The sequence below is a fragment of the Amycolatopsis sp. WAC 04169 genome, assembly GCF_003947535.1.
Lineage (GTDB): Bacteria > Actinomycetota > Actinomycetes > Mycobacteriales > Pseudonocardiaceae > Amycolatopsis > Amycolatopsis keratiniphila.
This window is the reverse complement of record NZ_QHJI01000011.1, coordinates 219,126-241,924: the sequence shown is the minus strand read 5'-3', so window position 1 is coordinate 241,924 and position 22,799 is coordinate 219,126. Positions and strand designations below refer to the sequence as shown.

General features: G+C 68.9%; 28 protein-coding genes. 15 read left to right on the top strand and 13 right to left on the bottom strand.

Annotated elements, in window-relative coordinates; all coding sequences use genetic code 11:
• Positions 1-10 precede the first annotated feature (10 nt).
• From DMC61_RS30650 to DMC61_RS30640, 3 genes are all read left to right on the top strand, one after another.
• Positions 11-442, top strand: coding sequence for an NfeD family protein (locus DMC61_RS30650; protein WP_063276642.1), 432 nt, complete (start codon positions 11-13; stop codon positions 440-442).
• A gap of 58 nt (positions 443-500) precedes the next feature.
• Positions 501-1,847 carry an SPFH domain-containing protein gene (locus tag DMC61_RS30645; RefSeq protein ID WP_016334240.1) on the top strand — a complete coding sequence of 449 codons (1,347 nt, stop codon included), beginning with the start codon at positions 501-503 and terminating at the stop codon, positions 1,845-1,847.
• A 289-nt stretch (positions 1,848-2,136) separates the two neighbouring features.
• On the top strand, positions 2,137-2,619 hold the full coding sequence (locus DMC61_RS30640; RefSeq protein ID WP_125693512.1) for a pyridoxamine 5'-phosphate oxidase family protein: 483 nt from the start codon (positions 2,137-2,139) through the stop codon (positions 2,617-2,619).
• On the opposite strand, the gene DMC61_RS30635 is transcribed toward DMC61_RS30640, so the two are convergent.
• The 3 genes from DMC61_RS30635 to DMC61_RS30625 are packed head-to-tail and all read right to left on the bottom strand — an operon-like array spanning position 2,609 to position 5,000.
• Complete coding sequence (locus tag DMC61_RS30635) at positions 2,609-2,971, bottom strand: MerR family transcriptional regulator (protein WP_125693510.1); 363 nt, start codon at positions 2,969-2,971, stop codon at positions 2,609-2,611. The two genes, DMC61_RS30640 and DMC61_RS30635, sit on opposite strands and share 11 nt — an antisense overlap.
• Positions 2,968-4,419 (bottom strand): DHA2 family efflux MFS transporter permease subunit, encoded by a 1,452-nt coding sequence (locus DMC61_RS30630; protein WP_125693508.1) that lies wholly within the window; start codon positions 4,417-4,419, stop codon positions 2,968-2,970. Before DMC61_RS30630 ends, DMC61_RS30635 begins: the two co-directional genes overlap by 4 nt.
• Complete coding sequence (locus tag DMC61_RS30625) at positions 4,416-5,000, bottom strand: NADPH-dependent FMN reductase (RefSeq protein ID WP_125693506.1); 585 nt, start codon at positions 4,998-5,000, stop codon at positions 4,416-4,418. The genes DMC61_RS30630 and DMC61_RS30625 overlap by 4 nt, the downstream gene beginning before the upstream one ends.
• A 119-nt stretch (positions 5,001-5,119) precedes the next feature.
• Here DMC61_RS30625 and DMC61_RS30620 point away from each other — a divergent pair, with 119 nt between their 5' ends.
• From DMC61_RS30620 to DMC61_RS30600, 5 genes are read left to right on the top strand one after another with little or no spacing between them, the layout of a single operon-like run.
• A complete protein-coding gene (locus tag DMC61_RS30620; RefSeq protein WP_125693504.1) occupies positions 5,120-6,112 on the top strand; it encodes a hypothetical protein in 993 nt (330 codons plus the stop codon).
• Between the two features lie 33 nt (positions 6,113-6,145).
• Positions 6,146-6,532, top strand: coding sequence for a VOC family protein (locus tag DMC61_RS30615; RefSeq protein ID WP_125693502.1), 387 nt, complete (start codon positions 6,146-6,148; stop codon positions 6,530-6,532).
• Positions 6,532-6,849: a metalloregulator ArsR/SmtB family transcription factor gene (locus DMC61_RS30610; protein ID WP_038513714.1), complete on the top strand. Its 318-nt coding sequence runs from the start codon at positions 6,532-6,534 to the stop codon at positions 6,847-6,849. The genes DMC61_RS30615 and DMC61_RS30610 overlap by 1 nt, the downstream gene beginning before the upstream one ends.
• The gene (locus tag DMC61_RS30605) at positions 6,795-7,283 is read left to right on the top strand and encodes an SRPBCC domain-containing protein (protein WP_255431688.1); all 489 of its coding nucleotides are present in this window, start codon (positions 6,795-6,797) and stop codon (positions 7,281-7,283) included. Before DMC61_RS30610 ends, DMC61_RS30605 begins: the two co-directional genes overlap by 55 nt.
• A 30-nt stretch (positions 7,284-7,313) precedes the next feature.
• Positions 7,314-7,886, top strand: a complete 573-nt coding sequence (locus DMC61_RS30600) for a TetR/AcrR family transcriptional regulator (protein WP_125693500.1) — start codon at positions 7,314-7,316, stop codon at positions 7,884-7,886.
• Here the strand turns inward: DMC61_RS30600 and DMC61_RS30595 are convergent.
• Positions 7,877-8,635, bottom strand: a complete 759-nt coding sequence (locus DMC61_RS30595) for an SGNH/GDSL hydrolase family protein (protein ID WP_125693498.1) — start codon at positions 8,633-8,635, stop codon at positions 7,877-7,879. The two genes, DMC61_RS30600 and DMC61_RS30595, sit on opposite strands and share 10 nt — an antisense overlap.
• 222 nt (positions 8,636-8,857) lie before the next feature.
• Between DMC61_RS30595 and DMC61_RS30590 the strand changes: the two genes are divergently transcribed.
• The 4 genes from DMC61_RS30590 (at position 8,858) to DMC61_RS30575 (ending at position 12,857) form a co-directional block, all read left to right on the top strand.
• Positions 8,858-10,330, top strand: a complete 1,473-nt coding sequence (locus DMC61_RS30590) for an NAD(P)/FAD-dependent oxidoreductase (protein WP_125693496.1) — start codon at positions 8,858-8,860, stop codon at positions 10,328-10,330.
• On the top strand, positions 10,327-11,370 hold the full coding sequence (locus tag DMC61_RS30585) for a hypothetical protein (RefSeq protein WP_125693494.1): 1,044 nt from the start codon (positions 10,327-10,329) through the stop codon (positions 11,368-11,370). Before DMC61_RS30590 ends, DMC61_RS30585 begins: the two co-directional genes overlap by 4 nt.
• Before the next feature lie 28 nt (positions 11,371-11,398).
• Positions 11,399-12,004, top strand: a complete 606-nt coding sequence (locus DMC61_RS30580) for a TetR/AcrR family transcriptional regulator (protein ID WP_125693492.1) — start codon at positions 11,399-11,401, stop codon at positions 12,002-12,004.
• A gap of 124 nt (positions 12,005-12,128) precedes the next feature.
• Complete coding sequence (locus DMC61_RS30575; protein WP_125693490.1) at positions 12,129-12,857, top strand: VanZ family protein; 729 nt, start codon at positions 12,129-12,131, stop codon at positions 12,855-12,857.
• Between the two features lie 10 nt (positions 12,858-12,867).
• Here DMC61_RS30575 and DMC61_RS30570 read toward each other — a convergent pair whose 3' ends face one another.
• The gene (locus tag DMC61_RS30570; RefSeq protein WP_125693488.1) at positions 12,868-13,323 is read right to left on the bottom strand and encodes a glycogen operon protein GlgX; all 456 of its coding nucleotides are present in this window, start codon (positions 13,321-13,323) and stop codon (positions 12,868-12,870) included.
• 88 nt (positions 13,324-13,411) lie between these two features.
• On the opposite strand from DMC61_RS30570, the gene DMC61_RS30565 reads away from it, so the two are divergent.
• The 3 genes from DMC61_RS30565 to DMC61_RS30555 all read left to right on the top strand — a co-directional run bounded on the left by DMC61_RS30565 (position 13,412) and on the right by DMC61_RS30555 (position 16,112).
• Positions 13,412-14,137 (top strand): TetR family transcriptional regulator, encoded by a 726-nt coding sequence (locus DMC61_RS30565; RefSeq protein ID WP_125693486.1) that lies wholly within the window; start codon positions 13,412-13,414, stop codon positions 14,135-14,137.
• Between the two features lie 74 nt (positions 14,138-14,211).
• Positions 14,212-15,453, top strand: a complete 1,242-nt coding sequence (locus tag DMC61_RS30560; protein WP_125693484.1) for a sensor histidine kinase — start codon at positions 14,212-14,214, stop codon at positions 15,451-15,453.
• Complete coding sequence (locus DMC61_RS30555; RefSeq protein ID WP_125693482.1) at positions 15,450-16,112, top strand: response regulator transcription factor; 663 nt, start codon at positions 15,450-15,452, stop codon at positions 16,110-16,112. The genes DMC61_RS30560 and DMC61_RS30555 overlap by 4 nt, the downstream gene beginning before the upstream one ends.
• Before the next feature lie 18 nt (positions 16,113-16,130).
• Here the strand turns inward: DMC61_RS30555 and DMC61_RS30550 are convergent, their stop codons facing one another.
• From DMC61_RS30550 to DMC61_RS30515, 8 genes are read right to left on the bottom strand one after another with little or no spacing between them, the layout of a single operon-like run.
• A complete protein-coding gene (locus DMC61_RS30550) occupies positions 16,131-16,379 on the bottom strand; it encodes a hypothetical protein (RefSeq protein ID WP_233595017.1) in 249 nt (82 codons plus the stop codon).
• The gene (locus tag DMC61_RS30545) at positions 16,376-17,725 is read right to left on the bottom strand and encodes a TRAP transporter large permease subunit (protein ID WP_125693480.1); all 1,350 of its coding nucleotides are present in this window, start codon (positions 17,723-17,725) and stop codon (positions 16,376-16,378) included. Before DMC61_RS30545 ends, DMC61_RS30550 begins: the two co-directional genes overlap by 4 nt.
• Positions 17,722-18,420 (bottom strand): substrate-binding domain-containing protein, encoded by a 699-nt coding sequence (locus DMC61_RS30540; protein WP_125693478.1) that lies wholly within the window; start codon positions 18,418-18,420, stop codon positions 17,722-17,724. The genes DMC61_RS30545 and DMC61_RS30540 overlap by 4 nt, the downstream gene beginning before the upstream one ends.
• Complete coding sequence (gene otnC, locus DMC61_RS30535) at positions 18,417-19,064, bottom strand: 3-oxo-tetronate 4-phosphate decarboxylase (RefSeq protein ID WP_125693477.1); 648 nt, start codon at positions 19,062-19,064, stop codon at positions 18,417-18,419. The genes DMC61_RS30540 and otnC overlap by 4 nt, the downstream gene beginning before the upstream one ends.
• Positions 19,061-20,296 carry a 3-oxo-tetronate kinase gene (otnK, locus tag DMC61_RS30530; protein WP_125693475.1) on the bottom strand — a complete coding sequence of 412 codons (1,236 nt, stop codon included), beginning with the start codon at positions 20,294-20,296 and terminating at the stop codon, positions 19,061-19,063. Before otnK ends, otnC begins: the two co-directional genes overlap by 4 nt.
• Complete coding sequence (locus DMC61_RS30525; protein ID WP_125693473.1) at positions 20,293-20,901, bottom strand: hypothetical protein; 609 nt, start codon at positions 20,899-20,901, stop codon at positions 20,293-20,295. The genes otnK and DMC61_RS30525 overlap by 4 nt, the downstream gene beginning before the upstream one ends.
• On the bottom strand, positions 20,898-21,695 hold the full coding sequence (locus tag DMC61_RS30520) for a hydroxypyruvate isomerase family protein (protein WP_125693470.1): 798 nt from the start codon (positions 21,693-21,695) through the stop codon (positions 20,898-20,900). The genes DMC61_RS30525 and DMC61_RS30520 overlap by 4 nt, the downstream gene beginning before the upstream one ends.
• Positions 21,692-22,675 (bottom strand): phosphoglycerate dehydrogenase, encoded by a 984-nt coding sequence (locus DMC61_RS30515; RefSeq protein ID WP_125693469.1) that lies wholly within the window; start codon positions 22,673-22,675, stop codon positions 21,692-21,694. Before DMC61_RS30515 ends, DMC61_RS30520 begins: the two co-directional genes overlap by 4 nt.
• Positions 22,676-22,799 lie beyond the last annotated feature (124 nt).

Here is a 22,799-nt window from a genome sequence, read left to right as displayed (position 1 = left end):
GCATGAACGCATGACAGGCGCTCTCATCTGGCTGATCGCCGGCATCCTCTTGATCATCGCCGAGCTGCTCTCGGGTGATCTGTTCCTGCTCATGGTCGGCGTCGGAGCCCTGTTCGGGGCGGGCTCGGCCGCCTTGACCGGCAACCCGTTCATCGACGTCGCGGTGTTCGCCGTCGCCTCGGTCGGGATGCTCGTCCTCGTCCGTCCGACCCTCAAACGCCGGTTCCTCGCGGGGCCGGACATCAAGACCAACACCGACGCGCTCATCGGCGCGCGAGCGGTAGTAGTGTCCACAGTGGACGGCGATGCGGGCCAGGTCAAACTGGCGGGCGACGTCTGGTCGGCACGGACCATGACCGAAGGGGAACCGATCGCCCCGGGGACGTCGGTGACGGTCGTCGAGATCTCGGGTGCCACGGCGGTCGTCTCGGCCGAGCTGTGAGCCGGACGGCCGCACAGCAGCAGGTTTCTACGTAAGGGGAAGGTAGTTGTCAGAGACAGTGGTGTTCATCGTCGTCGGACTGCTCGCGTTGTTCGTGGTCGTCGTCGTGGTCAAGGCGATCATGGTGGTGCCGCAGGCGCAGTCCGCAGTGATCGAACGGCTGGGCCGGTTCCGGACGGTGGCTTCTCCCGGCCTGACGTTTCTGGTGCCCTTCCTGGACAAGGTCCGGGCGCGGATCGACCTTCGCGAGCAGGTCGTCTCGTTCCCGCCCCAGCCCGTGATCACCGAGGACAACCTGACGGTGTCCATCGACACGGTCGTGTACTTCCAGGTCACCGACTCGCGTGCCGCGGTCTACGAGATCTCGAACTACATCGTCGGTGTGGAGCAGCTGACCACCACGACGCTGCGTAACGTCGTCGGTGGCATGAGCCTCGAACAGACGCTGACCTCGCGCGACTCGATCAACAGCCAGTTGCGCGGTGTGCTCGACGAGGCCACCGGCCGCTGGGGCATCCGCGTCGCCCGTGTCGAACTGAAGGCGATCGACCCGCCGCCCTCCATCCAGGACTCGATGGAGAAGCAGATGCGCGCCGACCGTGAGAAGCGCGCGATGATCCTGACCGCCGAAGGTCAGCGGGAATCGGCGATCAAGACCGCGGAAGGTCAGAAGCAGAGCCAGATCCTCGCGGCCGAAGGTGCCAAGCAGGCCGCGATCCTGAGCGCCGAGGCCGAGCGGCAGTCGCGGATCCTGCGGGCGCAGGGTGAACGCGCCGCCCGGTACCTGCAGGCGCAGGGTCAGGCGAAGGCCATCGAGAAGGTGTTCGCGGCGATCAAGGCCGGGCGCCCGACGCCCGAGGTCCTGGCGTACCAGTACCTGCAGACCCTGCCGCAGATGGCGCAGGGCGACGCGAACAAGGTCTGGATGATCCCGAGCGACTACGGCAAGGCCTTGGAAGGCTTCGCCCGTGCGCTCGGCGCCCCCGGCGACGACGGCGTGTTCCGCTACGAGCCGCCGAAGGAAGACCCGGTCGAGAAGCCGGACTTGGAGGACGAAGAGGTCCAGGGCTGGTTCGACACCTCCAGCGACCCGAAGGTCGCCGAGGCCGTCGCGGCCGCGGAAGCCGTGGCGCGTAAGGAAGTTCCGGCGCTGGGTGTCGCGACGCCGCGGCAGGAGCCGCCCGCTCCGCGTCAGGTCCCGAAGGCCGCGCCTGCTCCCGAGCCGGAGGCGGCTCCGGAGCCGCCGCAGGCTCCGCCGCCTTCGCGGCTGCCGCAGCCGCAGCCGCCCGCGGGTCCGCAGGGTGGGCCGTACCAGGGGCCGCCGTCGCAGGGGCCGGGCAGTGGGCCGTTCCCGCAGCAGGGTCCGTTCGGTGGTCCGCAGGGTGGTCCGCCGCCGCAGCGCTGAGTCAGTGGAGGAAGAGGGCCGTCCCGTCCGGGGCGGCCCTCTTTCGTGTTTCTCGTGGGCCCCGGCGAGTACGTGAAGGGGTCCTTCACTGCGTCTGGCGCAGTGAAGGACCCCTTCACGTACTCGGCAAGGTGTGAAGGTCGAGTTTCCTCGTTACTTGGGCCCGCGTGGCGACCTTGAGGGTAGTGAAGGCCTCCTTCACTACCCTCAAGGTAGGTAAGGAGGCCTTCACGGACTTTGGCCCACAGGCGCTGGACCTCGATCGCGGTCGAAGTTGCAGGCTGGCCTCATGGACCGACCGACTTTCGCTGTACAAGATCTTCTCGACGAGCCGCGCCTGCCTGCCAGCGTCGCCACCACGACCGGCCGGGGAAATCCGGCGCTGGCGATGATGTGGTTCGTTGCCGAGGAAGGCAGGTTCTGGTTCCACACCCCGGTGTCGGACGGCGCCCCGTCACCGTTTCTGGCCGCCGCTCGCGACAATCGGGAAGTCGCCGTCATGGTCGCGACCTTCGCTCCACCCGATGACGTACGTCAGCTGCGGACCAGCGGCCCCGCGAGGCTGGAGGCCAAGGACCTGGCCCGGATCCGTCGCATCTACGAGCGCTACATCCCCGGCTGGTCGCCGGACTGGGCGAAGCACGCCGCGTCGCCGGACGCGCGGTTGTGGTCGATGTCCCCTGACCGGGGTATGGCCGTGACCTACCCCGGTCTGGAGAACCGCCCGGTGTTCCGCTGGACGAACCCCGCCGAAGCGCCGTTCAACTCCTGAGAAAGTCGAGCGTCCGATACTCGTCGACCACCGAGGCGAGTTCGGCGATGCGGGCCTGTCCGGCGTCGATGAGCCGTTGCCCCGCGCGGGACCACTGCTCCAGATCGGGGGACATCGGCGGGATCTCGGCCAGGATCTCCGCGCTTTCGGCGAGGCTGAGCCCCACCCGCTGGGCGGCGACCGCGAGCCGGATCCGGCAGATGGCGTCGACCGTGAAGCGGCGCGCGTTGCCCGCGGTGCGCTCGGCGGTGATGACACGGTAGCGCTCGTAGTACCGGACGGCGTTCGCCGAGACCCCGGCCTTGCTCGCGACCTCGCTGATGGTCAGCTGGGCGGTGAGCGATGTCGTCATGCCGCGCTCCGTACCTTCGTGGGTTCCGTTGTCGGGGTGGTGGGCCGGGTCCGCAGCCTGACCACCAAGGCGAGCACCATGACCGCGAGCACGCCGACGAGAGTCAGACGATACGCGTCGACGATCTCCCCGGTGAGCGCCGAGTCCGCCGCCGGATCGCTCAGCGCGGCCAAACCCCGGCCCGCGGTGGACGCCGCGATCAATCCGGTGAACGCCGCGCTCACCACCGCGGTGCCGACGGCGCTCGCGATGGTGCTGGCGAGCGGGAGGATCGCGGAACCGGACGCGAGATCCGGCCCACGCAGATCGCGGCCCGCACTCACGATGGTGGGCATCATGATCGCCCCGGTGCCCGCTCCTTGGATCGCGCCCAGGATCGCCAGCACCGTGTACGACGTATCCGGTGCGAGGACGAGGACCGTCAGCACGCTCGACACGGCCGCAAGGCTCAGCCCGGTCCCGACGACGATCCGCGGGCCGAACCGTTCCAGGAGACGGGCGGCGAGCTGGATGCTGATACCCATCCCGATCGTGCCCGGCACCATCATCGCCGCGCTGATCAGTGCCGAGTCGCCGCGGATCACCTGGATGTAGGCGGGCATCAACAGCATCGAGCCGAAGTACGGCCCCGCGTACAGGACGAGGACGGCGGCGTTGCGCCCGAACGTCCGGTCACGCAGGAGCCGGACATTCAGCAGCGGTGCGCGATGACGCCACGAGCGGCGCGTGAACACCGCCATGAGCGCCAGCCCGATGGCGACGATCGCCACCCGGATCTCGAGGCCGGCCGTCTCTTCGCTGAAGCCGTACGCCACCGCGACGACACCGGGCACGAGCAGCAGGCCGCCGGCGACATCGATCGGTGTGCGTTCGGCCGACGGGACATCGGCGGGCACCCAGCGGAGCACACCGGCGACGGCGAGCAGGGCGGGCGGAACGGTGATGAAGAACAGTGCCCGCCACGACAGCCCGTCGAGCAGGATCCCGCCCAGCATCGGGCCGAGGATCGGCCCGACCAGCAACGGAAGACCGGTGATCGTGGTCATCCGGCTCCGCCGTTCCGGAGCCACCGCACCGAAACCGATCGTCATCCCCAAGGGATTGATCAAACCGCCGGCAAGACCCTGCACCGCCCGCGCGGCGATCAGCCAGCCCAGATCACCGGCGGCTCCGGCGGCCACGGACGCCACCGCGAACACGAGCAGCGCGGCCAGGTACACCCGGCGCGCTCCCCACCGTTGCGCGAAGGTCGCTGCGAGTGGCATCGCCGCGACCATGCCGAGCGCATAGGCGGTCGCGATCCACTGGATCGTGGTGAGCGACGCGGAGAAGGTGGTCATGAACCGCGGCAGCGCGACGGCGACGATCGTGGTGTCGAGAACGGCCATCAGCCCGCCGAGCGCGATCACCGCCGCGATGCGCAGTTCACGCCCGGTCAGGCGGTTCATGCCGCACTCACCTGAACCGCGACGCGTCCGGCGCGCAGGGTGCGGGCCCACCAGCCCAGTTCCGTCATCGTCGCGGCCAGCGCCGCGCGTTCGCCTTCCGTTCCTTCGTAGCCGTTCGGGCCGAGGCGGGTCCACGGAGCGTTCAGCAGTACCGCGTCGCGGATGGTGGTGGCCCTCAGCTCGGGGAAGATCAGCCGCAATTGCTCGATCGCCCGGATGCCGCCCGAGCCCGCGCCGTAGCCGACGAACGCGACGGGCTTGTACGCCCATTCGGTGAAGTGCCAGTCGATCGCGTTCTTCAGCGCCGCGGGGAAGCTGTGGTTGTACTCCGGGGTGACGACCAGGAAGGCGTCTGCGTCACGCAGCCTGTCGCTGATCACCGTCTCGGTGCCACCGGGCTGCGTTCCCTGCAACGGGAGATCGATGTCGGCAAGGTCGATCGGATCGACCTCCACGCCGTCGATCGTGGCGAGTTCGGCCTGGAGCCAGCCCGTGATCGCGTCGGCGAAGCGTTCGTGCCGGACGCTGCCGATGATGACGGCGAGGCGGATAGGGGACTGCGTGGTGGTTTCTGTGCTCATGCCGACGACGCTAAAAGTTCGTCCATAGGCGAACTCAAGGCGTTGCGGCACTGGTCACGAACCCTGGACCTCTATTTATGTCGAGGTTGTACAGGAGCTGATGTGATAGGTCTTCGCTCATGGATGACTTCGGCGATGATCCCGACGACCTGGCCGAATGGGGTCTGCACTGCTTTTGTCTCGGTGCGCGTAGCACTCCGCATCATGTCGTGAAGATGGACGACAACGGCCGCCTCCTTTTCCGTGCACGCCTGGGCGTCACCCGTACCGAGCTGCGGCAACACGGAATCGATCCGCTGGACAGTCAGATCGCACTGTTGCGGGCGTATCACCTCATCGCCGTCGAAGGTGAACGGCTGGAGACGACGTTTCCCGTGCTCGGATCCGAGGAGACGGCCGGATTGCGCATTCGGATGGCCGAGCTCGCCGAGGTGGTCGCGGCCGAGATCGCGACCGATGTGACCGCCCTGGCCGACGTTCTGATCGACCAGGGACTGGCCCGCTTTACCTACGGAGTGCTCTTCGGCTACGTGATCGACGGCCTCATCTGGGACCGTCTCCGGTCGGACGGCCTCCTCCCTTCCGGTGAGCTGAGCGTCGAGCGCCCCTACTGGAACGGTGCCTTTTGGGCGGTCTACCCGCCGCGCGAAGGCGCGATGGGCACCAACGAGATCAAGGAAGCAGGCGTCAAGCTGACGATGGTCTGGACCGACGAGACGGTGCGGGCCTTGAACCGGCTCGCCGAAGCCCCGGCCCTGCGGTCGGCGTTACGCGCGGTTTCCCGCGGAAGCCTTCCGCGAGAAGCGCTCGTGGTCGACGGCGGGGAGGTCTGGACACTCTTCGACGACGAGGGGAGGCCGACGATCCCGGTCATCAGGCGACAGGATTCCGATCCTGTGCACAAGAGCGGCCTGAGGATCGCGGGGAAGATCGTCTCGGCGCTGGTGAGGGATTTGCCGCAGGCGAGTGTGGTCGTGGCGGCGCACGAGCTGATCTGGAGTGTCGTGGACGCCTTGGAGATGGCCGGAATGGTCCGGCGGCCGGGAACGTTCGACGGGCCCGGTTCTCTTGTCGCCCAGATGTTCCTCTCCGTCGATGGCGCCGAGGTTTGACATGTAGGAAATCTCCTACGTATTGTCGGCGGTATGAACATCGACCGCATCCAGTTCCTCACCGTGCCGGTCTCCGACCTGACCGAGGCGCGGGACTTCTATCTCGGCAAGCTCGGCTTCGATCTGCTCGTCGACGTCAGCGGCCCGCACGGTCCGTTCGTCATGGTCGGCCCCAAGGGGGCGGACACCGGGATCGTTCTCGTGGATCGCCCCGTCGGCGGGCTGGACCACGACACGCGTGTGCACTTCCAGCTGAGCACCACGGATGTCGACGCCGACATCGCGGAGCTCCGCGCTCAAGGCGTCGAGGTCGACGACGCGGAGGAGATGCCCTGGGGCCGGGTGACATCCCTGAAGGATCCTGACGGCAATGCCATGGGGTTGCTCGAAGCTTCGGGCTACGGGAACTGGCCGCGCTAGTGCCGGTCAACGACGACGTCTTCGCCGCACTCGCCAATCCGGCCCGGCGCGAAGTGCTGGGCATCCTTCTCGACGGTCCGCGGGCGGCGGGGGAGATCGCCGAACGCTTCGACATGCGGCGGCCGAGCCTGTCGGAACACCTTCGTGTGCTTCGCGAGGCGGGGCTCGTCCGGGAAGAGAGGCAAGGCCGCAACCGCGTCTACTCTCTGGACGCCGCGCCGCTGCGAGAAGTCTCCGACTGGCTTTCGCCATACGAGCGGTACTGGCGCGGCAAACTAGGCAACCTGCGCGACCTGCTGGACGAGGAGGACTTCTGAACGACGACGATCCGACGGCCGTCCACGTCGACCAGTTCCTGGCGCATCCGCCGCGCAAGGTGTGGCGCGCGCTGACCGAACCGCATCTGCTGGAGCGCTGGCTCCGGATGCCGAACGACATCAAACCCGTCGTGGGACACCGGTTCCACCTGCTCGCGGATCCGGTTCCCGCCGCGGGATTCGCGGGCGGCCCGGTCGCCTGCGAAGTACTGGCCGTGGAGCCGGAGCGGCTGCTCAGCATCAGCTGGGGTCCGGAGTGGACGGTCACCTGGCGGCTCGAACCCGAGGGGCACGGGACTCGGCTGTTCCTCAGTCACGAGGGCTTCGACCCCGACGACGATTTCCAACGTATGTCACGCCGGATCATGGGCGGCGGCTGGCGCACCGGGGTCCCGAAGGCCCTCGCCCGCGTCTTGGACGAGATGCCCGACTAGGCACTCGACAACGGGTCTAGGATCCCCGCTGTGACGGACGAGAAACCGCTCCGAGCCGATGCCCGCCGTAACCGCACACGGGTGTTGGAGGCCGCGGAGCGCGTCTTCACGGCCAAAGGCACCAGTGCGCCCACCGAAGAAGTCGCCCGCGAAGCAGGCGTCGGCGTCGGCACGGTGTTCCGGCACTTTCCGACAAAAGAAGCGCTGCTGGAAGCGGTGCTCTTCGCACGCCTCCACCGCTTCGTCGACGAAGCGGAGGCCACCGTGGCCGCCGACTCACCCGACCCGGGCGCCGCGTTCTTCGGCTTCCTGACCGGCTGGATCGAGTTGTCCGGCGCCAAGAACGCCTACTTCGAAGCCCTGTCGGCGGCCGGTGTCAGCGTGCCGTCGGCGGGGCCGGTCATCGGTGTCCGCCTGAAGGACGCGCTCGGCGTGCTGCTCCGCCGGGCACAGGACACCGGCGACGTCCGCAAGGACGTCGGCGTCGAAGAACTCATCGCGGTCATCATCGGAACCGCGAAGGCGGCGGAGCATGCCGGGCCCGAGTTCCGGGCCCGGACGATCTGCATCCTCTTCGACGGGCTTCGGCCGCGTCAGGCGTAGGGCTCCATCGTCGGCCGCTTCGGCAAGAGCGCGTCGCCCGAGGACTCGCCACGCAGCCTGCGCTTGATCCACGGGACGGCGTGCGCCTTGCCCCACTGGAGGTTTTCGGTTCGCCGGGCCTGCGGGCTCAGTGACGGCCGCGGCCCGAGCACGGCGGGCGTCAGCTTGTGCGGCTCGCCGAGCGCGTCGAGCACCGCGATGGCGATCTCGTTGTGCCCCAACGAGTTCAGGTGCAGACGGTCCGGGGCCCACAGTCGCCTGTCCCGCAACTGGCGCATCGCCCACATGTCCACCAGCAGCGCACCGTGGCGCGCGGCGATCCCGCGGACATGCTCGTTGTAGATCGCGACGCGACCCCGGATCGTGCGGAACAACGCGTCTTCGACCCCGTCGACGCCGGTGAACAGGATGACCCGCGCCCCGGTGGCGACCACTCTGCCGACCGCGGCGTCGTAATCCTCGAGGAGGGCGTCGATGTCGACCTTCGGCCGCATCAGGTCATTGCCGCCGGCGTAGAGCGTCACGAGATCCGGGTTCAGCGCGAGCGCCGGGCCGAGCTGCTGCGAGAGGACCTGCCCGAGGAGCTTGCCGCGGATCGCGAGGTTGGCGTAACGGAAGTCCTGGTGGTTCGCCGCGAGCGCGCCCGCGACACGGTCGGCCCAGCCGCGGACGCCGTTGGGGGACGACGGGTCCTCGTCGCCGACGCCCTCGGTGAAGGAATCGCCGAGACTGACTAAGCGCTTGTTCATGCCTCGATGCTACTGAACCGGTGTGGTCGAGAAAGCTCAGGGCGTTCACCGGCCCCTGATCGTCGACTCGACCGCGTCACCGAGCGGAGTGGCGCCGTGGTGGTGAGGACGTCGCTTGTCCTTGCCGGAGCCGGCGTGCGGCCCTTGACAGCCTCAGGCGCAGATTCATACATTCATACAGCCAATGTCAATCTGTATGAATGACGCTGGGAGTTGGTCCGCATGCGACTCGGCAAGACCGCCGTCGTCCTCGGTGGCAGCGCCGCCGGACTCTGCACCGCGGGAGCCCTCGCCCCGTACTTCGACCAGGTGCTGGTGCTCGAACGCGACGAGCTGCCCGCCGGGGCCGAACATCGGCGCGGCGTACCGCAGAGCAAGCATCCGCACTTCCTGCTGAACTCGGGCCGCCGTGCGATCGGCGCGTTGTTCCCCGGCTTCGAGGACGACCTCATCGCCGCGGGCGGGCTGCATCTGATGCCGTCCATGGACGCGGCGTATCTCGACGGAAAAGGCTGGTCGGCGCGGAAACGCAGCGCGATGACGATGATCTACGGCTCGCGGATCCTCATCGAACGCGTGCTGCGCGACAAGGTCCGGGAGCTGCCCAACGTCGTGATCCGCGAGGGTGTCGCGGTGAGCGGCTTGACCACCCGCGACGGCGAGGTCACCGGGGTCACCCTCGCCGAGCGCGACGAGCACATCGCCGCCGACTTCGTGGTCGACGCGATGGGCCGCGGTTCCTCCGTCGCCGCCTGGCTCGCCGCGGCGGGCTGGCCCGAACCGGAAGTACGGACCCTCGACGCCAAAGTCACCTATACCTCGCGCTGGTACGACCTGCCCTCACCCGAGGAACGGCCCCCGTCCTGGTGGTGGCGGCATCTGGTGATCATGCCGACCCCCGACAAGGGCGCGCATCCGGACGAACACGAGTTCCTGGTGAACTTCTTCCCGATCGAGGACAACCGTGTCATCGCGTGCATGGGCTCGTGGGGGCTGGAGATGCCGCGCACCACCGAGGCGTTCGTCGAGTCCGCCCGCCGGGTGCGGGCGCCGTTGTTCGCGGCCGCGATGGACCGGTCCACCCCGACCTCCGAGGTGCATCTGACCCGCTCGACCGGGAACAAGTGGCGCCGTTACGACCGGCTCCGCACCCCGCCGAAGCGCCTGGCGTTCGTCGGCGACTCGATCTGCGCGTTCAACCCGTTCTACGCGCAGGGCATCAGTTCCGCCGCCGGTTCGGCACTGCTGTTGCGCGAGCACCTTTCCCGCGCCGAGCGTCTCGGCCCCGAATTCTCGGCACGATTCCTTGCGGCGCAACGAAAGCTGCTCAACGTACCGTGGAGCCTGGCGATGGCGAGGGATCAGGGCTACGCCTGCGCGGTCGGCACCGAAAAGGCACCCGAGTGGCGGCGACGGCTGCTCGAAGCCGTGTCCGGCCCGGCGTTCCGGCTCATCGTCGGTGCCGCCCGCGAAGACGACGTCGTCGACGAGCACTTCGCGAAGGTGTTCAACCTCGACGAATCGCTGCGCGACATGATGACGAACCCACGGGTGATCGCGGGGCTCGTGCGCTACCGGATCCGGGCCGCGCTGGGGCGGCACCGGGTCCCGTTCGACTTCGACGCCCGGGCCGAACCCCCGGTCACGGACTACTCGCCGAAAGGCGGCGCCGCCGAAGCGGCGGTCTCCCGGTGAGCGCCGTCTGCGGACCGGACGCGGAAGCCGTCACCCACGAGCTCGGCTTCGACTGCCATGACGTCTCCCCGTGGCTCTCGATCCGCGCGCCGTGGGCGGAGGCTCACTGGACGATGCCGCTGCTGGAACTGCTCGTCGTCGGCGGAGCCGTGTTCGCGCTGGTGCACGCCATCCGGAGGCATCGCCAGGGCGACTCGACGAATCTGGCGCTGTGGTGCGCTTCGCTGGTCTATCTCTTCGTCATCGAACCGCCGCTGTACTTCCCGGAGTGGTTCGGCCTGGAGCGCCAGTACGGTTTCATCTTCGCCCACAACCGGTTCACCGTGCAGTTCATGTGGGATCGGCTCCCGCTCTACATCGTGGCGTTCTACCCGATGATCAGCCAGCTCGCCTACGAACTCGTCCGGTCACTCGGCATCTTCCGCGCCCGCGGCGCACTGATCGGGTCGGTGGCCGTCGCCTTCGCCTGTCAGGTCTTCTACGAGGTCTTCGATCATCTCGGGCCGCAGGTGAAATGGTGGGCCTGGAACGGGAACAACCGGATCGTCAACCACCCGGCGCTGGATTCGGTGCCCATGACCAGCATGCTGCTCTTCGCCTCCGTGTCGATGGGCGCGATGACCTATCTGGTCGTGCGGCTGGCGGGCGGGGCGCGGCGAGGGTGGTCACTGGCGGCGCGCATCGCTCTGGCCGGGGTCCTCACCCCGCCGAGCATGGCGATCGCCGGGCTCCCGTCGAGCCTGCTCGACGGGAACGTGACCGCGCAGGCGTGGGTTCTCGGCGTCGAGCTGGCCCTGCTGTGGCTGGCCGGCATCTGGATCTTCGTCCGGCACAGCAGTCCCGAAGAGCCTTTGACGCCCTTCGCCCGGTTCTATCCCGCTGTCTATCTGGGCGGGATGGCCGTGCTGTGGGTGGGCGGCGTCATCGAAAACGGCACCTCGACCGGGAGCGGCCTGTACGCACTGGCCTGCTTCGTGACCGCCGGGCTGATGCTGACCGCGCTGTACCGCGTGCGCCGCGCGGCACCTGCCACCGTCTGAGATTCTCCGTTCGGGGAAGATGAGACGCATGGGGCACCACGGATGGCGGGGGAACCCGCCCGGAACCGAGCGCGAGGCGCGCCGCCGGATCGTCGAGGCGGCGACGGCGTGCATCGACCGGGTCGGTCTCGCCAAGACCAGCCTCTCGGACGTCGCCGCGGAAGCGGGCGTGACCCGGCAGACCGTCTACCGCTACTTCCCGAGCCTCGCGGACATCCTCAGCGCGGTCGCGCTGGACCGGGTCGAGGAGTTCGCCGGACGGATGGAACGGCATCTGGCCACCTTCGCCGACCCCGCCGAGGTCGCCGTGGAATCGGTGGTGTTCGGCGTCCGCGCGGTCCCCGACGAGCCGTATCTCGGCCTGCTCCTGAAAGCGGGCGAGGCCGACGTCTTCACCGTCGCGGTCACTTCGGCGCAGTCTTTCGCGCTCGGCGCGCGGATCCTCCGGAACGTGCCGGTCGACTGGGCGGCGGTGGGCGTCACGACCGACGAGGACTTCGAGGGGCTCGCCGAAATGCTGATGCGGCTGTTCCTGTCGTTCCTGCAATACCCGTCGACACCGGCGCACACCGACGAGCGGTTGCGCTCGATGGTCCGCCGCTGGATCGGCCCCGCGCTGACCGCACGGCCGTGACAATCGAAGTCCGTGAAGTATCAACGCGGATGGTAGTAATTCACCGACAATAGCCGGGGTTCTTGTCTGGCCTTCACGATGCTGCCACCCTCGCCGAAGACGATCATCGGCGAAAGGGGAGTGCATGGGATGGTGGTGGCAGGCATTCTTCGACGCCGCACCGTGGTCGCTGCTCGTCGCCGCGGCCGGTGCGGGCGTCGCCGAATTCATCGCGCGCCTGAACGGAAAACGGCGCGGCCTGGCCGTGGTCGCACTGGATTTCGCTTTGCTGGCAGCGCTTTTCGCGGTTCTTCTGATCGTTTTCGTGCCGGCACCGACGGCGGCACACGGTTCGTCGGTGAGTCTTCACCTGCTGGCGGACGTCCTGCCCGTCTTCAGCGACCGCCCGGAACTCGCCCTGATCCAGTTGGCGGGCAACGTCTTCCTGCTGATGCCACTCGCGATCCTGGTGCCGATGCGTTTCGGCTGGGCGAAACCCGTGCCGCGGATCATCCTGTCGGCGTTCCTGGTGTCCGTGTCGATCGAATGCCTTCAGGTCTGGCAGGACGCCGGCCGCGTGGGTTCGCTGGACGACGTCCTGTGCAACACGGCGGGGGCCGCGCTCGCGGCCTGGTGCGGAAACCGGTGGCGTGGCCGGACGGCGACGGCGGGCAGTGTCCGCGTGTGGCACCGAACGGGGATCGAGGTCCGGCGCTCCGGCGTGGCGCCCGCGCGCCGCGGGCAACGGCTGATCGGCCGGGTGACCTTGAGCGACCTGCCACCGTTGGCCGAAGGCGCGACCCTCGAGATCACCCTGTCCGAATCGGACGGCGGCGCCCTCCTCGTTTCCGCGCAGGCGTCGGTGGCGGCGTGAACCGCGTCCGCTACCTCGGCCGGACGGCGGAGAGGACCGCGCCGAGACTGGGAAGCCAGCGCTCCCGGGGATCCGGCGCCGAGAGCCATTCCGCGTGGGCCTCGGCGCGTCCGGAGTCGGTGGGCAAGGGGAGCAGCGTGCCCCAGGCGAGTACTTCGACGTGCTGGGGCAGCGAGATCCGCGGGGGAATCAGGCCGTCGGTCTCGGCGAGGATGGCCACGCGCGGACCCTGCTGGGTCAGCACCGCCATGGCGGGACCTCCGCAGCCGGTGTCGGCGAGCCGGGAGAGGACCTGGGCCCCGTTGATCTTGGGCAGGGTCACCGCGCAGATCCCGCCTTCCAGCACCAGGAACGGCTGCGGGCCCCGCCATTTCAGCGACCAGCCGAAGAGGCGCCCGTAGAAGGCGTCGCCGCGGGGGCGGATCGAGCGTGACTCGACCGGAAGCACTTGGTGGTCCAGCGACATCGTCGGCGCCTTCCGAGCGGGGAGTGAGGGACTCCGCACAGCGTAACGGCACTCAGTGCCACTAGCAAGTGGCTGCTACCGTCCCGCTATGACCGATTCGCCGCGCCGAGCCCCGGTGACCCGCGCCGGCGCGACCCCCGCGGGCAGGCGCCGCCTGCGCCGCGCGCTCGCCGCGGCGGCCGTGGACCTCTTCGTGGCCAAGGGCTACGAGGCCACCACCGTGGACGAGATCGCGGCGGCCGCGGGGGTCGGCCGCCGGACGTTCTTCCGGTACTTCGACGCCAAGGACGACGTGCTCTTCGCCAACCACGACGAGATCGTGGCCGAGATGGAGGAGACGTTCGCCGCCGCGGAGCCGGATCGCGATCCGGTGGAGGTGGCTTGTTCCGCCGTCGGCCTGGTCCTCGACTCCTACGCCGCGGAGCTCGACGTCTCGCTCAAGCGGTTCACCCTGACGCGAACGGTTCCCTCCTTGCGGGACAAGGAGGTCGCGACCGTCGACCGCTATCAGCGCGTGCTCGCCCGCTATCTGCGGGCGCGGTTCACGGAGCAGGGCGACGAGACGGCGAGCCTGCGGGCGGCGGTGGCCGCGGCGGCGATCGCGGCCGCGAACAACCACGTGCTGCGGCGCTGGCTGCGCAGTGGCGGGCAGGACGACATCGCCGCCAGTGCGGCGGAGGCCTTCGCGCTGGTGATCGACGCGTTCAGGGTCGAAGAGCCCTCGGACGAAACGACGGTGGTGGCGGTGATGACCACGGCGACGCCACTGCACGCCGTCATCGCCAAGGTCAACGCGGCCCTGAACGAGTCTTGAGCAGCTTCTGGCACTCAGTGCCATGCAATTCTGACTACGCACGGTGAGTCGATCTGCAGGTAGGGTGACGCCTGATGATCGACCGACAGCGCCTGCGGGTGTGGCGGGATGCCCTGCGCTACACGGCCTACGCCGGAACGGATGCCCCGCCGAAGCGATCGGCGGGGTTGCGCTGGCTGCGCGCTCTCACGCTCATCGGTTGCGGGCTGTGGGCGGGTTTCGTCACGTTCTCGACCGTTTCGGTGCCGGGGCCCGCGAAGACGTTCAACGTCCTCATCTCCGTGCTGCCGTGTCTGCTGGCGGTGCGCTCGCCGCTGTGGGGATGGCGCCTGCTGATCGTCGGCATCGTGAGCACTCCACTGACCTTGCCCGGAATCGCCGAATCCTGGGGCTGGCCGTGGGCGCCGGGTCTCGCGGTCACCGCGGCGCTCGTCTTCTACCTGGTGGGGGAGAGCAACGATCAGCCGCAACTCGCCTGGGCGGGACTGATCTCGTTCGCTGCCGCCGCCCCGTTCCTCCGTGACTGGCGGGACGCGGCGTTGCTCGTGCTGCTGGGCGGGATCCTGTTCTTCCTCGGCAACACGGTCCATCAGCGCAGGCTCGCCGAAGAAGAACGCGCGGCGCAACAGGAACGCAGGCTCGCCGAGGAGACCAGGGCGGCCCTGCTGGAGGAACGCGCGGGCATCGCGCGGGAACTGCACGACGTGGTCGCACACCACATGTCCGTGCTCGCACTGCGCGCCGACTCGGCGCGGTTCCGGTTCGCCGATCACGGCAAGGCCGATCGCGAAGCCGAGATCTGGCAGGAGTTCGCCGACCTCGCCGGAACCGCCCGCGAAGGCCTGACCGAACTGCGCAGGCTGCTCGGGGTGCTCCGGGCCGAGGAGCACGTGCCGTCGGTCGCTCCGCAGCCGGGATTGGGCAAGGTGGTCGAACTCGTCGACGGGGTCAAGGCCGCCGGCACCGAGTGCGAGCTCGATCTGCGTGGCGACCTCGACACCGTTCCGGTCGGGGTCGCGCTGTCGGTGTTCCGGATCGTGCAGGAAGCCCTCAGCAACGCCATCCAGCACGCTCCCGGAGCGGCGATCTCCGTGGAACTCACGGCCGGCCCGGGGACGGTCCGGCTCCGTATCGACAACGGCCCCGGCGACGGTCCGAAGAGAACCGAGCCGCCGCGTCGCGGGCACGGTCTGGTGGGAATGCGGGAGCGGGCCGCTATGCTCGCGGCTGATCTTGAGGCAGGGGAGCGCGCGGACGGCGGCTTCCGCGTCGCCCTGACCGTTCCACTCGATCGTGAGGGGCGCCTGGAACCGTGATCTCGGTGGTCATCGCCGACGACCAGACCATGGTCCGGCAGAGTTTCCGCGCGGTGCTCGACGCGCAGCACGACATCCGGGTGGTCGGCGAGGCCGCCGACGGGAACACCGCCGTCACGCTGTGCACCGAACTCGAACCGGATGTCGTGCTGATGGACGTCCGCATGCCCGAACTCGACGGTCTCGAGGCGACCCGGCGGATCGTGGCGGACCTGCCGGAGGTTCGCGTGCTGATCCTCACCACGTTCGACATCGACGAGTACGTGTTCGGCGGGCTTCGGGCGGGCGCCAGCGGCTTCCTCCTCAAGGACTCGCCGCTGGACGACCTCGTCACCGCCGTCCGGGTGGTCTCCGCGGGCAACGCGCTCTTCGCGCCGACGATCACCAGGCGGCTGATCGGCGAGTTCACCCGCACCCACGCCTCGGCTCACACGGGTCACTCCCTCGTGGCCGAGCTGACCGCGCGAGAGACCGAAGTGCTCAGGCTGATCGCGCGTGGCCTCTCGAACGTGGAGATCGCCGAAGCGCTGGTGATCGCGGAGCAGACGGCGAAATCCCACGTCAGCAGGGTTTTCACCAAACTCGGCGTTCGCGATCGCGCGCAAGCGGTCATGGTCGCGTACGAGGCGGGGCTCGTCGTGCCGGGAAACACGCCCTGACGCCGGGATAGAGGGCGCTCATTCCTCGGCATCAGGTGCGTTTTCCCGTCCCTCCCTCGTGTAGAGCAGAAGAAACGCGAGGATGCCCGCGATCCCGGCGACGACACAGACGTTGTCGGCGACATCGGTGCCGAACGTCGTCATGATCGGCCCGGAACCGACGATGATGCCGACTGTTTGCCCGGCGACGACCAGGAAGCCGCCGAGGAGGAACACGAACAGGCAGATACGGGTCGCGGCCAGCAGGATCCGGTACACGGCGATCACGCTCCAGGAAGCCACAGCAAGCCGACGGCCATCAGTACGCCGAACAACAAGGTGGGCAACAGGTAGTAGAGGACGACCGGAACGAAGATCCGTACCGGGTTGATCTCGGCGATGCCCGCCGCGACGTAGAGCGGCGCGGCGCCGGGCGGCGAGCATCCTTCGGACGACGCCCAGACGAGGATCGCGGCGAAGGCGACGTGCGGAGGAATGCCCGCGGCCGTGAGCGCGGCGAACGCCACGGGGCCGACGGCGGCCACCGTGGACGTCGTGTTGAGCGGCCCGGCGACGACCACGATGACGACACCGACCACGATCGCCGCCACCAGCGGAGAGACCCCGGTGAGCCCTTCGAGGTAGGGCTTGAGCTGATCGTCGAGGCCGAGTGTCTTCAGCACGTTCGACGCGGCGAACGCGGAGATCATGGTTACTCCGACGAGACCGAGTTTGGGACCGACCGCGCCGAAGAGTTCCCACCATCGTTCCCGGCCCTTCGGCAGCAACCTGCGCTCGACGAGCAGGCCGACCAGCAGCATGACGATCGGCAGCCAGATGAGCAGCGGGATCGCGTCCGGAGCGTCGACGCCGATACGGGCCGAGACGACATCCGCGGTCGGCGGGGCGGTGAGCAGGATCGGGACGGCGATCGAACCGAGGACGACCAGCGACGGCCAGCCTGCCTTGAACGACGCGCGCAGCGGGTGGATGTCCTGCGGCTCCATCGCCTGTACGCCGCGGCGTTTCACGATGACGTAGGCCATGATCAGCCGCATCCCCACCATCCAGGCGCCGGTGACGAAGATCGTCGCGACGATGTCGCCCGCGGTGAGCACCGGCAAGACGGTCGGTGCGGCCAGGAGGATGAAGAAAGCGCCGCTGAAGGGAAAGGTGGCGCCGACGCCGGCGTTCCCGGACAGGACCAGCGCCGCGGTCTCGCCGCTCGCCTTGGACCTTTTCATCCAGGGGATCGTGATCGACCCGACCGTGGCGACGATCGCGGCACCGTTGTGGGCGACCGCGCCGAACAGTCCCGAAGCGACGGTCGCGGCGTAGGCCGACCCGCCTCGGCGGCGCCCGAGGAACGAACTGAGAATGTCGACCATCCGCTGCACCAGCCCGGTCCTGGTGAGCAGTTCGCTGACGAAGACGAACGCCAGCGCGGCGAAGGTGATCTCGGATTTCAGCCCGTCGACCAGGCTTTCCCAGGCGACGGCGAAGAAGTCCGTGCCCGCGAAGGCGGCGGTGACCAGGAATCCGACGACCATCGCTTCGCCGATGTTGCGTTTGAAGACCGCGTTCCACACGACGATGGCGGCGATGAACGCGACCAGCGCCAGGATCGCGTTCACGCGTGGGTCCGTGCTGTGGTGTCGGTGACGAGGCCGGCTTCGCGGTAAGCGGCCCTGGCTTCCGGTCCGGAAAGGAACCGCAGCAGTTCGGCGGCTTCGGGCGGGGCCGAGCGGCCGAGCGCGGCCGAGAGCTCGCTGTAGTGCTGGGCTCCGTCCGGGAGCGGGCCGACGATCCGTGCCCTCGGGACGAACTTCAGTTCGCTGATCTGCTGGACCGCGAGGTCGGCGCGGCCGTCGGTGACGGCGAGCGCGGTGAAGCCCTTCTCCACCACCGTGGCGCGCGCGTTCACCTCGTCGGCGATGCCCAGGTCTTCCAGCAACCGGGCGAAGTGGATCCCGCTCGCGCCGCTCCGGGAGTAGGCGACCGACCGGGCCGAGGTGAGGGCCGTGCGCAGCGCGTCCACCGTGCCGATGTCGGGATCACCGAGTTCCGGCGCGGTGGCGATGCCGATACCGCTTTTCGCCAGTACGACGCGGGAATCAGGGGTGACCGCGCCTGCGGCTTCCAGTCCGGCGAAGGCGGTGGAAACGGCGATCACCACGTCGGGCTCGGCGCCGTCGCGGATCTTCTCGACGAGGATGGTGGTGGGATCGAACGTGACCTCGACGTCGACGGCGTGCTTCGACTCGAACGTGGTCAGCAGGACGTCGTCCAGCGGCTTCTTGACGGAGAGTGCGCTGAAGAGGCTGATCATGGGATGTCCTTTCGGGCGGGTGGGGAGTGGAGGGCGTCGCGCTGACGATCGGTCAGCGGCCGGGTGGCACGGCCTCGCAGGAGCAGGAAGATCTCCGCGGTGTGCTCGAGTTCTTCGAGGGTGTCCAAGGCGGTGTCGAGATTCGTTCCGGCGACCACCGGGCCGTGGTTGGCGAGCAGCAGTGCCGGATGTCCGGCGGCGGCGCGGGCGATCGGCTCGGCCACGCCTGGATCCCCCGGCGGGTGGTAGGGGAGCAACGGAAGACGGCCGACGCGGATCGCGAAGTAGGCGGTCAGCGGCGGAAGGGCGTCGTGCGGGTCGAGATCGGCCAAGCACGATACGGCGGCGGAATGCGTCGAGTGGGTGTGCACGACCGCGGTGTCGGACGGCCGCTGTCGCAGCACGGTCGCGTGAAAGAAGGCTTCCTTCGACGGCGGTGGTCCGGCGAGGTGGTTTCCGTCGGCGTCGATGACCGACAGATCCCCGGGGCGGATGGTGCCGAGGCAGGCTCCGGTCGGCGTGACGAGGATCTGCTCGCCGTAGCGCAGCGAGATGTTGCCCGTGCGGCCGTGGGTGAGTCCGCGGTCGTACAGCGATCTGGCCGCTGCGATGACGCGTTCGCGGTGGAGCCGGTCGGTGCTCATGAGCCGGACGCCGTCGCGAGCAGGTCCGGATCGCCGAAGTTGCCGGATTTGAGCAGCAGCGCGGGCCGGCGGTCCTCGACCGGGTGGATCCACGGCACGCCGGGAGCGGCTTCGGTACCGATGACGCCACCGCGGACGTCGAGCGCCGTGACCACCGCGCCGGAGGTTTCGCCGCCGGCGGCCACGAGCCTGCGCACACCGCGCTCGACGAGACCGACCGCGATCAGCCCGGTCGCCTTCTCCAGGATCGCGGCGGCTCGCGATACACCCAGTTCTTGTTGCGTGCGGCGAAGATCCGCCGGGCTCGACGAGGAGTAGACGAGCGGCCCGGGCTCGGTCAGGGAGTCGTACCAGGCGAGTGCGCCCGCCGCGAGCGCCTCCGGATCCGGCGTCGCCACCGGATCGAGGCGATGCGCGGGACGTCCGAGCCGTTTCATGACGGCGACCTGCTCCAGGGTTCGTGCCGAGCAGCTTCCGGACAGGACGGCCGCCGGTCCGCTCGGAGGAGACGTGTCGGTCAAAGGAGGCGTCATGGAGGCGTGTGCGGCGGCGAGCCCGGCCGCGAGGCCCGCCGCGCCCGCGACGAGCGGCGAGTCGGCCGCGATCCGGCCCAGCAGGCGCAGGTCCTCTTCGGTGAGCGCGTCGACGAGTACGTATCCGCTCTTGCTGTCGATCGCTTCACGTACGGCGGTCTCGCCGCGCCGGAGGATGTCGTGCGTGACGAGGGCGACCGGTGTGGTGGTCTGTTCTCGCAGCAGCCGGGGCAGGTGTGAGTCCGTCATCGGCGTCGTGGGATGGTCGTGCATGGGCGACTCGGCCAAGAGGGCGTCACCGACGAAGAGATGGCCCTGGTATTGCGTCCGCCCGTGCTCGGGTGAGCTGGGCGTCGTCAGGACCCTTGCAGGTGACAGCGCCTGCGAAAGCGCGTCGAGAACCGGGCCGATGTTGCCGCGTGGCGTCGAGTCGAAAGTGGAGCAGTACTTGAAGTAGATCTGTTCTGCTTTCCGATTCCGCAACCATCGCAGCGCTCGCAAGGACGTCGAGACCGCCTCCGCTGCCGGGATCGCGCGGCTCTTGAGGGCGATCACGATTGCGTCGTGCGGCGGTGTCACCTCGCCTTCGGGCGGGACACCGAAGAACAGCACGGTGCGCAGTCCTCCCCGGCGGAAGGCGACGGCGACGTCGGTCGCGCCGGTGAAGTCGTCGGCGATCGCGCCGAGCACGACGGTCATCCCCCGATCACCGCCTTCAGCTTCGCGGCGGCGCTGCGGGGCCCGGATACGACAGGTATGCCGAGTGCGGTGGACAGCTCGTCCGCGGCCGGGGCGAGCGAATACTGGGCCAGCAGGACGAGGTCCCAACCGCGGGCTCGTTCCTGGCAGGTCTCGACGAGCTTGCCTGACGCGAGGAGTCCGCCGACCTCGACGGGGATCCCTTTGTCGCGTGCCGCCTGCTCGAAGCGTGCCGTCGAGTCGCTCAATGCCGTGGCCAGCGAGGCGACCACGAGAATCCTGGTGCGACCGCTGGAAAGCGCGTCGTCGAAGGCCGCCTCGTCCGGGGCGAGCAGCGGGACCGGCGTGTCGACCTGTTTCGTCACTTCGCCATAGAGCGAGCACGTGAGCAGGACACCGTCGGCGCCGCCGGAGACCGCGTAGTCGATGAGACGGCGCATCCGATCGTCCAAAGCGGGCGTGCGGCCGTGCTCACCGACGTCGGTCAGGAGCCGGTCGTCGAGGATGTTCCAGGGGCGGGCTCGCGGAAATCCCTTCTCCAGGGCGGTCACGGCGGGTGGGATCGCGGCCGGGGTGGCGCTGATCAACGCGATGCGGGGGTTCATCGGCTGTGCTCCTTGATCCAGCTCAGACCTGCTTCGGTGCCGGTGGCCGGCCTGTACTCACAGCCGATCCAGCCGTCGTATCCCGCGGATCGGAGCGTGTCGAAGACGTCGGTCCAGGGGATGCCGCCGGTACCGGGCTCGGCCCGGCCGGGTGAGTCGGCGAGCTGCAGATGGGCCGCCTTGGGCAGGAACTCCCGTAGCGCCGTGACGACGTCCTTCTCGTCGATGGACGCGTGGTAGACGTCGAAGAGCAGGCGTACGTGGGGCTCACCGACCGCGTCGCACACCGCGGCCGCGTGTGCCTGGTCGTCGAGGACGAAGCCGGGCGCGTCCTGCTTGTTCTGTGCCTCCAGCAGCAGCCGGACGCCGCTGTCCCGTGCCTGGTCCGCGGCCCATGCGACGTTCGCGACGTAGTGCGCGAAGGCGCGGTCACGCGAGACGCCGGCGGGCCGGATCCCGGCGGGCAGGTGCAGGAACGAACTGTTCAGGCTCACGGCGTACTCGAGGCCGAGCCGCACACCCGCGCGGAACTCGGCGGTGCGGCCGGGCAGGCACGCGTAGCCGAGCCGCTCGGGGGAGCCGGGTTCGCCGGTCGGGGAGTTGATCAGGACCTGGGTCAGGCCGGCGTCGGCGAGACGCCGGACGAGCGTGGTGGCGGGGAAGGAGTACGGCGAGGCGTACTCGACGGCCGTGAAGCCCGCCGCCGCTGCCGCGTCGAAACGCTGCTCGAAGGGGAGTTCGGTGAACAGCCACTTGAGGTTGGCGGCGAAGCGGAGTCCGTTGTGGAGGATCATCGGCGCTCCGCCGTCTCGTGGCCGGGGTTGACGAGGTTGGCCGGGGCGCGTCCCTGGAGGACGTCGATCACCTGCTGGGCGGCCATCAGGCTGGAGCGGGACCGGGCCTGTTCCGTCGCGGCTCCGATATGGGCGGTGATCACGACGTTGTCGAGCCCGCGCAGCCTGCTGTCGAGTGGCAAGGGTTCCTCCGTGAGGACGTCCAGGGCCGCGCCCGCCAGGACGCCGTTCTCCAGTGCGTCGGCGAGAGCCTCCTCGTCCACCACTTCGCCGCGCGCGGTGTTGATCAGGAAAGCCCCGGGCTTGACCTTCCGCAGTGCGGACGCGTCGATCAGGTGACGGGTGGAGTCGTCGAGGAAGAGGTGGAGGCTGAGGAAGTCTGCTTCCGCCAGGACTTCGTCGAAGGTGCGTGCCTCGACGCCGGTCTCCGCCAGGAAGTCGCTGTCGGGGTACGGATCGTGGGCGACGACCCGCATTCCGAGCGCGAGCGCCAGCCGCGCCACCGTCTTGCCGATCGATCCCAGCCCGATCAGGCCCAGCACGGCGCCGTCGAGTTCTCGTCCGCTGCGCTGCTCCCAGTGGCCCGCCTGGACGCTCGCGATGTTCTGGGGGATGAGGCGGGCGCAGTTGAGCATGAGCGCGAGGACGTGCTCGGCGACCGACCGGCGGTTCGCGCCGGGGGTGTAGGTGACGGCCACGCCGGCTCGGGTCGCCGCGTCGAGGTCGATGTTGTCGTAACCGGCTCCGCAGCGGCCGAACACCTTGAGCCGCGTCGCTCCTTCGATGACGTCGGCAGGGAAGGCGTCGGTGCCCGCGACGATCCCGTCGGCGTCGCGAACGAGGTCGGCCAGGGGAGTGGCGGTGGCCTCGCGCTGCGCGGGGGTGGTGAAGACGGTGTCGAAACCCGCGTCCGAGAGCAGCTTGTCGACCTCGCCGCCGGGCTGCAGATACGAGGTCGTCACGAGTACGCGCATGGTCATCCGGTTCGTTTCTCCTGTTCGGGGCGGCCTGATGCAAATACTATAGGATTCGTGTCAATACTATAGTCAGGCAAGATCAAGCCTCCCGGCCGCGCGGGATATCGTGATGCGACTAAGGAGGGAC